Raw genomic sequence first — 10,306 nt, forward strand, 5'->3', positions numbered from 1 at the left:
TGGACGCCGGTGACGTTGCGGCCGATCTGCTTCACGGCCTCGTCCAGGGCGTCCTGGCGGCGGCCGGTGATGAAGACGTGCGCTCCCTCGTCGACGAACAGCTTCGCGCCGGCCAGCGCCATACCGGTGGTGCCGCCGGTGATGACCGCAACCTTGCCGTCAAGCTTTCCCATAGTCGCTCCCTTGGGGCTGGTGGTGCCGTGTGCACCTGGGGTGTCGGCGTTAAGTACACCGCTCTGTGTGCTTACGGTACGGGGCGGGCGGCCGGGACGCAAACTATGTACACCGGCCGTTACCCAACGGAGGTACGATGGCGCCATGACGGAGTTGGAGAAGGGCCCCAAGGGCCGCCGCCGCGGCCGGGGCGCCCGCGAGCGCATCCTCAGCGCGTCCCAGCAGCTGTTCCGCGAGCAGGGCATCAACCGCACCGGCATGGACCAGCTTTGCGCGGCGGCCCAGGTGTCCAAGCGCACGGCCTACCAGCACTTCACCGGCAAGGACGAACTCGTCGCCGAGTACCTGCGCCGGTTCGACCCCTCCGTTCTGTCCGGCGTGTTCGACCGCACCGACCTCACGCCCCGCGAACGGCTCCTCGCCGCCTTCGACATCCCCCCCACCACCCCCCTGTGCCCCTACATCGCGGCCACCGTCGAACTAAACGACCCCCAGCACCCCGCATCCCAGTACGCACGCGACTACAAGAAGGCCGTCGCCGCGCGGCTCGCCGACACCGCCCGCGAAGCTGGCGCCGCCGACCCTGAACAGCTCGGCGAGCAGCTCGCGCTGCTCATCGACGGGGCCGCGGCCCGCAGCCGGGTCCTCAACGCCGACGCCTTCCCCACCGCCGCCGCCATCGCCGCCGTCCTCATTGACAACGCCATCCCACCTACTGCACGAACTGGCCAGCGTCTGAGCCGACCCGTCCACACCAGCTGACGGTCCCATCTCACCAGCAGTTTGTGCACAGCTACGGAACCCGCGGCCCCTTTCTGCCCGTATTCGGGTCCCAGCCCAAATAGGGCGGGGCGATGACCATCGAGAAGCTGATCGACTGGGGGTGCCCGGGTTGCCGCCCCCTGGATCGACTGACCGCCCGCACATGGAAAGAGTGTCACGCATCCGCAGGGGCTGGTACCCGGTCGGACCGAACTGGGCGAGTTCGGCGGCGATGTCGACCTCGATCGCGCCGAAGAAGTTGATGTTCTCGGAGTGGGCCGGGGACACGTGGGCGAGAACCTCGTCATCGACCTGGCGGCCCTCACGCCGCATTTGCTCGACAGCATCTGTCGTCCAGGCGATAACCGCATTCGTTGCCAGGGTTAGGCACCACATTTGTTCGGACTGGTCCTCGAGATGCCGCGCCCGGATCATGCCCTCGTGGGCGTAGAGCGGGCCACGTTTGAGTGCGTGGACCGACTCGCCCCTGTTGAGCTGGCGGGCGATCTTGCGCCGATAGTCCGGATCCGACAAATAGCGGGCGGCGTAGATCGTACGGCGAAGCGCCCCATACTCTTTCAACGCCGCAGTCAGCGAGTTCTGTCGACTCGACGCCGATAGCTTCCTGACAAGCAGCGACGCGGTGGCGTGCCCGAACTTCAGCGATCCGCTCAAACGAAGTAGATCGTCGTAGTGCGCGCCGATGAGGTCCAAGTTGAGCTTGCGAGTGAAAAGCGGTCCGGCATACGGGAACCGCGCCTCGATGTCTGCCCGCGATCCCGGCCGGTACAGGGTGATCTTGCCCAGATCCCGGATACGGGGCGAGAGCTGCATCCCGACCAGTTCAAACAACGCGAAGTTCACCAGGATCACCCCGTGGGTATCGGTCGCGTGCTCGGTGATCGGCAGATCCTTGGCGTTGCCCAGAGAATCCGCCAGATCACCTGAGAACTGACAGACAGGGACGGGTGTACAGGGGTGCACAGTTTTTGAGGGGTTCCGTTGCAGTTACGTAGCGTGTGCCGCAACCAAACGTAACGTAATAGATTCTGGTGTTGACGGGGGATATGGCGAAGGATGACCCCCGATAACGTTCACTTATCGGGGGTCAGAACGGCGGGGATTGATTTGGGGGTCAAACGGATTCGTTTCGTGTTGTTGCGTTGGATATGACGAAACCAACGCTACGATTTTGCGGTGGCAAGCACCTGTAACTACCCGGGATGTACCCGAACGATTACGCGCGACGGGAGCCCTGGGCGACCCTCCGAATACTGTGATCACCCGGATCACACCCGCTGGCGAGCCTGGCGAGAGCGCCAGCGGATACAACAGGGGGAGGTCGAGACACCTGCTGCGAACGTCACTGTGACGCAACAGGGTCCGGCTGGGGTCGCGCGAATGCGGGCCGATGAGCTGCTGATTCAGTTCCGTACGCTGGCGGATCAGCTCGGGAACACGTTGTCAGGGGCGGTGGCCGAACTGTCCACGCTCGCAGATCCTTCGGTGGCCGAAGCGCAGATTCAGGCTGTGCAGGCGGATGCGGCGCGACGGATTGCCGAGGCCGAGATGGCGGCGGCCGCGGCGGATCGTGTCCGCCGTGAGGCCGAAGAGTCCAGGACCGCAGCGGAAGCCGCGGCCGAGGATGCGGCGTCGGCAGCCGAGAAAGCCGAGGCACGAATCGCGGAGGCGCACAGTTCCCGCGACGATGCACTGCGGGAAGTCGAGCGCATGACCAAGCAGGCGGCCGAGGATGTGTTCGCCGCACGCACCGATGCGGACGCCGAGATCCGTGCTGCGCGAAGCGAGGCCGCCGACAATGTGGAGCGTGCCCGCCAGCAAGCGACGGAGGAGATCGAGAAGGCGCGGTCCAAAGCTGCGACCGAGGTGGAGCAGGTGCGGCGCGACAGTACCCAGCGCATGACGGCCGCAGCCGCCGAACGTGACCTCGCGGTGCAGCGCGCCGCCGATGCCGAGCGCGCTATCGAGCGTGCGGAACAGGCTGTGGCCGAACGCAATCAGGTGCTCGGCGAGACTCGCGACGAGGTGAAGCGCCTGCGCGAGGAACTCGAGCGCTCCCGCACTGAACTTGCCGATTTCCGCCGCCAAGCGGCCGTCGATATTGCTACGGTGCGTACCGAATCGGCGACTGCCCTGGAGAGGGCGAGCAGGGAGTCCGCTGCCCAGCTGGCAACCCTCGACGATGCCCGCTCGCAAACCTTGGCTCGGGCCGAGCGCGCGGAAAGCCAACTCGACAGTCTGCTGGCCGAACGTACTCAGAAGACGGTGGAGAGCGAGCGCGTGTAGGCAGGAAAGCCCAGCTCACGAGTGTTTGCCCGTTTCATCACTTTTCGGCGTCCTGCCCAACTGTCCAGTACATCTGAAATGACATTGGAACGTGCAACGATGAGGCAGATTTCCTGGGGTGTGCAGCGGTATCGTCAGTGTGAAAGAGCGCTCAGCGTGGACCTGATCTGGAATGATCTTCAGGCAAAGGTTCTGGCCGACAGGACTACCCGTGCCACCGGCGACCGCCGGCGCACGGAAGGTAAAGGGGTGTCACTTGAATATCAACGCCATGCGAGCGCGGCAATCCCGGCCGAGTGTGGCGCGCGTGTACAGCTACGTGCTCGGCGGACGAGACAACTACGGCGTCGACAAGAATGTCGGCGACTACTTCATGGGCGACTTGCCCGGGTCCGAGCAGCTCGCTATTACCAACCGGGAGGCCGTCCTCCGCGCTGTGCAAAGCATGGCGGCCGACGGCATTCGTCAGTTCATCGATATGGGGTGCGGGCTACCCGCGGAGCAGAACGTCCATGAGGTGGTCCGCCGGCAGCAGCCGGACGCGCGGGTCGTCTACGTGGACAATGATCCGTTTGTGGTCGCGCACGGGCGAGCGCTGCTCGCCGTCGACGACGGCATCGAAATGATCGAAGGCGATGTCAGCAAGACGTCCTGGATTCGCGAACATCCGGCGGTCGCGCGTCTGATCGACTTCGACGAGCCGGTCGGTTTGCTTTTCGCGGTCACGCTGAGCTTCCTGGAAGACGAGGAAGACCCGGCGGGCGTAGTGAAGTACTGGGCTGCTCAGGTGCCTGCCGGTAGCCGAATCTACATCTCCCACTTCCGTTCCGGCCGGACCCGCGAGGCTGTGGCTACCGAACGGAAGATTCTGGAGGCCTTCGGTCACGGACGCTGGCGCACCGATGAGGAAATCGGCGCACTGTTCGGTGATCTGGAGCTGCTCGAGCCGGGAGTGACCCCGTGCGTGAAGTGGCGCCCGGTGTCCGATGCGACCGTGCACGAACTCAGCAGCTGGGAGGAGATGATCGTCTCCGGGATGGCCCGCAAGGCGTAGTACGCACGGGCGCAAGATATTTCGGCCCCCGATCCGGCGATATCGCCGGGCCGGGGGCCGTTTCGATTACGTGTGCGCGGTGCCTTCTACAGGCTGAATGCCACCGACCGCAGCACCAGCGCGACGATGAACACGATCGTGAATGCCAGATCGATCGCCAATCCGCCCGCGCGCAGTGGTGGCAGTACCCGCCGTACCGGCGCAAGAATCGGCTCGGTCACTCGATGGGTAATGTCACGCGCCTTCAGCGCCCACTCCGGCAGATTTCCCGACATCGAGATCCAGTCCAGCACCATCCTGACCAACATCACCAGCACGAAGGCCGTCAACAGGTATCCGAGCACCGCCCCGATGAGACTCATGACCAACTCCTTTGTGGTGGCCGTGCCGGCCGCCCTACCTTTATCAACGCGGGCGGTCGGTCTGAAAGTGCCTGACGTGCCGCCTTCTCAGCGGACTGTCAGGTCGACCCCTGCGCAGTGCGAATCCGGACATACCGCTCAGAGGTCGACGTCCCGCCGATCGTAGCGTGCAAGATCAGGGGATTCCGGTAGTTACGGCCGCGAACACCCGCGTCGCGGCGAAGGTCGGCTCACCGGCCGGTCAGTGGCAATGCCCAGAGCAGATTGTCGCTGCACACGTAGACCGTGCCGTCGGGTGCGGGTATCGGTCGATGGGTCAGCGGGCCAGGCGGGTGCCACTGCCAGCGGACAGCTCCGTCCGGTTCCACGCATCGAATGAAGGCCTGTTGCCGAAGGTCCTGGAACTGATGGTATTTGGACCAATATTCCGGTGTCGGGCTCGCGGCCACGATGACACTGCCGTCCGGGGCTGCGGCCAGACTGATCGGCTCCGCGCTCATGCGGCACTGCCACGCCGTCGTGGTGTCCCACTCGATTGCTTCGATAACGAATTCGTGTTCCAGCGGGGTGATTTCGATGCGCCCGCCATAGCCGACGATCCGGTGACCGGAGTCACCGCCGGGGATCACCGCATACGGCCTGCGTATCGGACTGCGGGCGGCGAGCGGCGTCAGGGTCGCGGAGATACCGTCCAGCACATACAGTCCCGGGGGGTTGGGGCCCGCCAACTCGAACAGCATCCGACCGGACGTAACCGGGCACGGCTCGGCGTTGATCCGCGTTCCGACTCGCGTCCGATCGATCGAGACGACATCGCTGACGCCGTTGATGTCTGCCACCCATGGCGTTCGGCCATCGCGATCGAAGGCCCACAACGCGCCGTGCTGTTCCACCACGATCACCTCTGCCATGGCGATCAGTCCGTAGACCAGTGCTTGGGTACCGTGGAGCGGCGTTGTCCACCGCAGTCGCCCGGTCGGCTCGAAACACCGTAGGTGTACTTGCCCCCCGTCGCCTATCGTCAGACAGACCAGGTCCCCCCAGGGTGCGCCGGACATCCGAACACATCCTGCGACAGTGAACGTTCGCAGTATGGTGCCGTCTGCGATCGATCGAAGGACCACTGTCTCATCGGCGACCAGTGCCACGGCATCCTCTCGGCACAGCACGGGCAGCACGGCGGCGGCCCGATGCGCCTGTTCCCGCCAGACCACGTTGCCGTGGATCGAAAGGGCCGCAATCGATTCGGTGGAGCATACGAGCACGCCGCCGCGTGCTGCCGGCAATGGCACCAGGTCGACTCGTGCCGGGGGCAACGCCGTCGACCAGGCGGGACTCGGCGACCGATAGCTCTGTGCGCTGGTCATGACGTCCACTCCAGTGTCTCGTTGAGGCCATCTACCGCGTCCCGTAGCGTGCGCGCCAGCTCCGGCTTCGTCCGCAGGGTGTCCGCGCCGACCTGCTGGGCGGCGTCCATCACATTCCAGACGCCCAACCGGGCACCGTAGCCTCGCAGCGATTCGGCCGACAACACCGGTCCGCCCCCAGCTCGGTAGCCGTCGGTGAAAGCTCTGTTCAAACCGTCGATTTCGGCTGCGGAGAAGTCATTGGTGCGGGCCGCGTAGTTCGTCCAACCACGCAGACCGGTCACGTCGTACGCCGGTGCGCCGATCGGTCGGCCCATCCCGTCGACAGCCAGATGGGCATTGCCATTGTCGATGAATGTCACTCCGTTGTCGGGATGCCAAAAGATGTTGCCCGGATTTGCGTCGCCGTGGGTAATCGCCGAGCCACCCAGTTCGCCCCACCCCTGCGGCAACACCCGAGTGACCCGCTGGGCAAGGTCGCCGGCATCGACGCCGAACTCTCGCAGTACGTCGCGGTGCCCGACTATTTTGCCGAGGTCTTTGTGAATCTCGCTATCCTGGGTGTCGGCGAAGGCACGCGAGATCGCTCCGCCCGATCCGACAGGGCGGCTGTGTAATTCACCCAGCGCGGCCCCGGTGTCGGACATGGCGGTGCCCAGCTCGTCCAGCGCGGTGGCACGAGCCGCGTCGGTCGGCGCGTCGGCCACCGCGTGGATCATATTGATGATGCTGCGGCCGGGAGCTACCGACATCACCAGCACTTCGGCGTCCTTGCCGTTCAGGCTGGTCACCGCCACACCGTGTATCTCGGGTACGTCGAAGCGGGTGAACTCGGGAGCGCTGAGCACCTGGGTGCCGGAAAGCTCGCGAACGTACATCTCCGGGCTGCGGAACACTTTCGCGACGGCGACGACGCTGTCCGGCCTGTCTTTGATCAGGTACACAGGATCGCCGGTCCGACCGCCTTCGAGGCCACCGCCGATTACCGGGCGCAGTTCGATGTCATCACGTCCCAGAGCGGTGCCTGCGAATTCCTTGATGGCCGCCACGTCGACAGTGCCGTCGGCCGCCTCGATGTGGATGCGCGGTAAGCCGTCGGTGATGTGTTCCAGCACAGCGGGATTCACCCCGCCGTCGTTCATGCGCGAGGCTACAGCGGTATCCAATGCGTGCCGGGTGCTCTGCGATATGGTGTCGGCGTCGACTGCCCGGTCGAGTCCCTTGGTATCGGGCGCTCGCAGTGGCTCACCGGCCTGGTCGACCGCATCCCGGCCGCGCCAGTCGACGTGCTCCTTCTGCTCGACATCCCGTTCGACAACCTGCACCGCCTCGCTGGTCCTGCTCGCGAGAACCTCGGTTACCTTCCCGGCCAGGATTTTCAGCCTGTCCTTCGCGCTGGCGAGGGCGCTGACTATCCCGTTGTTCACTTGTATCGGATCGCCGCGTACACCCCGACAGCGTGCCTTGTTGTCCGGACACTGTTCACAGTTGGGAAGTCGTCGAGCCGTCCCGAAAAAGCAAGGCCCGCTGCGGGGTTCGCAGCGGGCTGAGAATGCTCAGATCAAACGACTCAGGGTGATTCCCGGCGGGGTACGCGCCACATGGGCCAGAGCAGCGGTCCGCCGTTGGTTGCGTCCAGTTCGCCGGTCTTGTCGAAACCGAATCGTTCGTAGTACGGCACATTCTCGGATTTGCTGGATTCCAGGTAGGCGGGGGAGCCCTCGGCATCGCAGCGCTCGAGGCGAGAGTTCAGTAGCGCCTGACCGTAGCCGCGCCCGCGGGCGCTGGGCAGCGTCCCGATAATGGCGAGGTACCAGTGGGGTTCGCGCGGGTGGGCCGCGGCCATCCGATCGGACATCCGGCCGGCTCGGACCAGTCGATGGCGGAATGCGCGTAGCAGGCTGGGGAACTGGCGGAGCAGATCGCCCTCGGTGGCGTGCCACTTGCCCGGTGGTGACCACACTGCGGCGCCGACCATGGCGCCGGTGTCGTCGAGCGCTACCTCTACAGCACCTTCGGTGAAGAACTGGTGCCGGACCAGACTGTCGAACATGATGGTCGCTCGCTTTGTGCGAGTGGCGGTTTCGGGAATCAGCCAGGCGATGAGCGGATCGTCGGTGAAGGCGATTCCGAGCACCTCGGCGAGTGCGGGAATGTCCGATTGCAGTGCCGGGCGAACCGTGACGTCCATGCATTCACGGTACTGGGTGGACGCCGCGGCTGTGGTCATCAAGCGCCGCTGGTGTCGCCGGGTTGCGCGGCCAGGTGGCGGGCGGCCGCGCAGATCGCGGGGCGCAGTGTGTCCAGATCCGAGTTGGGGCCCAACATCATTCGACGCACCTGCGGCATGGCCAGACTCCAGCCGACCAAGCCGAGGGTGAAGAACATGAGGCTGTTCGGATCGGGATGGTCCGGCGAGAAGGTCGCCTTGGCCGCCTCGATCTTGTTCGCGTAGTGGTGCGTGCGCGCTTCCTCGTCCGGCACCGGGTTGTCGCCCATTTCGAGGGCTTCCCACAGCAGTAGGCGCATGGCCTCGGGGTGCGCGCGGTGGTAGTCGAAAAGGAGTCCCGCGTAGGTGCCCAGATCACCGTCGCTGGGCGAAACAGCTTCGGCGAGTTCGGTCATGAGGTTTTCGAGGACCGCGGCGAAGAGCGCCTTCTTATCGCCGAAGTAGTCGTAGATGGCGCGCTTATTGGCCTGCGCATTGGCCGCGATGCGGTCCACCCGGGCGCCCGCGACGCCGTATTCCGCGAACTCGGTGGAGGCCGCGGCGAGGATTCGCTCTTTGGTTGCCGTCGAGTCGTATGCCACAGGGGCGATTGTAACGAACTGGTTCGTTTTGACAGTGGCAGCACCGCCTGCCTAGCATTCGAACCAACCAGTTCGCTCGGTTGGAGAGATTATGAAAATCACTGACATTCACGCCCACGTGACCATCGATCCCGCCGCTCAGTTGGCGCGTGCCCGACAGGCCGGTGTGGATCGCACGGTGCTGCTGTCGACCCGGATCCATCCGGAGGCACCCGCGACCATCGATGGGTTGCGCGCCGAATTTGCCCGGCTGACGGCCGTACTCAGCGGTGCCGCCGCTTCGATCGACGAGGTTCGCCGGGTGACCGCGGAGGTGATCACGGCACTGGAAGCGCATCCGGAGGAGACGGTCGGATTCGTGAGCGCGCCTTTGATACTCGGTGAGACCGAGCTGAAGCAATGGTGCGACGAGTATCTGCGGCGGCCGGACATTGTCGGCATCGGCGAGCTCACGCCCGCACCGAACCAGGCCGCCAAGCTCGAGCCCGCGATTGCGGTCAGCGCCGATTACGGTGGATTGCCGGTGCTGGTGCACGGCTTCGCACCCAATACGGTCGATGATCTCCGAACCTATGCGGCGCTCGCCGAGCGCTACCCGACCGTGCCGATCATCGTCGGCGCACTGGGCGGACTCAACGCCATGGATCTGATCGACCTCGCCGTCGCCCGCCCGAACCTCTACATCGATTTGTCCAGTGCCCTGCAGGTTTTCATGGTCAAGGCAGCGGCGCAGGCGGTCCCTGAACAGTGCCTGTTCGGATCGAACACGCCATACGGTGACGTGCTCGCGGCCCGCACGACCGTCGAGGCCGCGATCAGTGATCCGGGCGTGCTGCGGCAGGTGCTGGGGGAGAACTTCGCCAAGCTGATCAACGACTGAACCGCCCAGAGCGCAACTCCTCTCCGATGCCGCGCGAAACTATACCTAGCAATGGCCACCTGTTGCGCGGTTCCACGGCAACCATCGGGGGCCTTGCGGCAGGCCCTGGGTCGTGCTGCGGAATCTCCTGCCGAAGCCAGAATCAGCGGAAATAGAGGTCTTATGATCGACGTGATCATTGCCGGCGGTGGACCGACCGGCCTGATGCTGGCCGGCGAGCTGCGGCTGCAGGGTGTGCAGGCGCTCGTGCTGGAGAAGGAGGCCGAGCCGACCAGGAATGTCCGATCGCTCGGCCTGCATGTGCGCAGCGTCGAGGTGCTGGACCAGCGCGGTCTGCTGGAGCGATTCCTCGCGGTCGGTAAGCAGCACCCGGTCGGCGGCTCCTTCGCCGGCATCACCAAGCCGCGCCCCGACCCGCTGGACACCGCACATCCGTACATCCTCGGCATCCAGCAGCCCGTCACCGACCGCCTCCTGGCCGAGCACGCCATCGAACTCGGCGTCGATATCCGGCGCGGCTGCGAGCTGGTCGGGTTGAGTCGAAACGAGGACGGGGTGACCGTCGAGCTGGCCGACGGCACGCAGCTGC

At 65.1% G+C, this 10,306-nt stretch carries 11 protein-coding genes and 1 pseudogene; 5 read left to right on the forward strand and 7 right to left on the reverse strand.

Going from position 1 to position 10,306, the window contains the following annotated elements; genetic code table 11:
- Positions 1 to 173 (reverse strand): SDR family NAD(P)-dependent oxidoreductase (locus tag JWN03_RS22735; protein WP_297618534.1); only part of this gene is annotated, 173 nt, incomplete at its 3' end.
- Between the two features lie 145 nt (positions 174 to 318).
- Here JWN03_RS22735 and JWN03_RS22740 point away from each other — a divergent pair.
- A complete protein-coding gene (locus JWN03_RS22740) occupies positions 319 to 936 on the forward strand; it encodes a TetR/AcrR family transcriptional regulator (RefSeq protein WP_297618506.1) in 618 nt (205 codons plus the stop codon).
- A gap of 168 nt (positions 937 to 1,104) precedes the next feature.
- On the opposite strand, the pseudogene JWN03_RS22745 reads toward JWN03_RS22740, so the two are convergent.
- Positions 1,105 to 1,875, reverse strand: a pseudogene (locus JWN03_RS22745) (Tn3 family transposase); the annotation flags it as partial.
- A 462-nt stretch (positions 1,876 to 2,337) separates the two neighbouring features.
- Here JWN03_RS22745 and JWN03_RS22750 point away from each other — a divergent pair.
- Positions 2,338 to 3,243 (forward strand): hypothetical protein, encoded by a 906-nt coding sequence (locus JWN03_RS22750; protein WP_297618508.1) that lies wholly within the window; start codon positions 2,338 to 2,340, stop codon positions 3,241 to 3,243.
- A gap of 256 nt (positions 3,244 to 3,499) precedes the next feature.
- Entirely contained in the window at positions 3,500 to 4,297 is a 798-nt protein-coding gene (locus JWN03_RS22755; RefSeq protein WP_297618511.1) for an SAM-dependent methyltransferase, read from the forward strand.
- Between the two features lie 86 nt (positions 4,298 to 4,383).
- On the opposite strand, the gene JWN03_RS22760 is transcribed toward JWN03_RS22755, so the two are convergent.
- From JWN03_RS22760 to JWN03_RS22780, 5 genes are all read right to left on the reverse strand, one after another.
- Complete coding sequence (locus tag JWN03_RS22760) at positions 4,384 to 4,659, reverse strand: YggT family protein (protein ID WP_297618514.1); 276 nt, start codon at positions 4,657 to 4,659, stop codon at positions 4,384 to 4,386.
- Positions 4,660 to 4,889: 230 nt separating this feature from the next.
- Positions 4,890 to 6,026 carry a hypothetical protein gene (locus JWN03_RS22765; RefSeq protein ID WP_297618517.1) on the reverse strand — a complete coding sequence of 379 codons (1,137 nt, stop codon included), beginning with the start codon at positions 6,024 to 6,026 and terminating at the stop codon, positions 4,890 to 4,892.
- Positions 6,023 to 7,453, reverse strand: coding sequence for an aminoglycoside phosphotransferase family protein (locus JWN03_RS22770; protein WP_297618520.1), 1,431 nt, complete (start codon positions 7,451 to 7,453; stop codon positions 6,023 to 6,025). The genes JWN03_RS22765 and JWN03_RS22770 overlap by 4 nt, the downstream gene beginning before the upstream one ends.
- Positions 7,454 to 7,596: 143 nt before the next feature.
- On the reverse strand, positions 7,597 to 8,217 hold the full coding sequence (locus JWN03_RS22775) for a GNAT family N-acetyltransferase (RefSeq protein ID WP_297618522.1): 621 nt from the start codon (positions 8,215 to 8,217) through the stop codon (positions 7,597 to 7,599).
- Between the two features lie 38 nt (positions 8,218 to 8,255).
- The gene (locus tag JWN03_RS22780; protein WP_297618525.1) at positions 8,256 to 8,837 is read right to left on the reverse strand and encodes a TetR family transcriptional regulator; all 582 of its coding nucleotides are present in this window, start codon (positions 8,835 to 8,837) and stop codon (positions 8,256 to 8,258) included.
- Positions 8,838 to 8,928: 91 nt separating this feature from the next.
- On the opposite strand from JWN03_RS22780, the gene JWN03_RS22785 reads away from it, so the two are divergent.
- Both JWN03_RS22785 and JWN03_RS22790 read left to right on the forward strand, forming a co-directional pair.
- Entirely contained in the window at positions 8,929 to 9,717 is a 789-nt protein-coding gene (locus JWN03_RS22785) for an amidohydrolase family protein (protein WP_297618528.1), read from the forward strand.
- A gap of 162 nt (positions 9,718 to 9,879) precedes the next feature.
- Positions 9,880 to 10,306, forward strand: a 427-nt coding sequence (locus JWN03_RS22790; protein WP_297618531.1) for an FAD-dependent monooxygenase, incomplete at its 3' end; no start/stop codon positions are given.

Origin of the sequence: Nocardia sp. (genome assembly GCF_025465275.1) — a bacterium.
Classification (GTDB): domain Bacteria; phylum Actinomycetota; class Actinomycetes; order Mycobacteriales; family Mycobacteriaceae; genus Nocardia.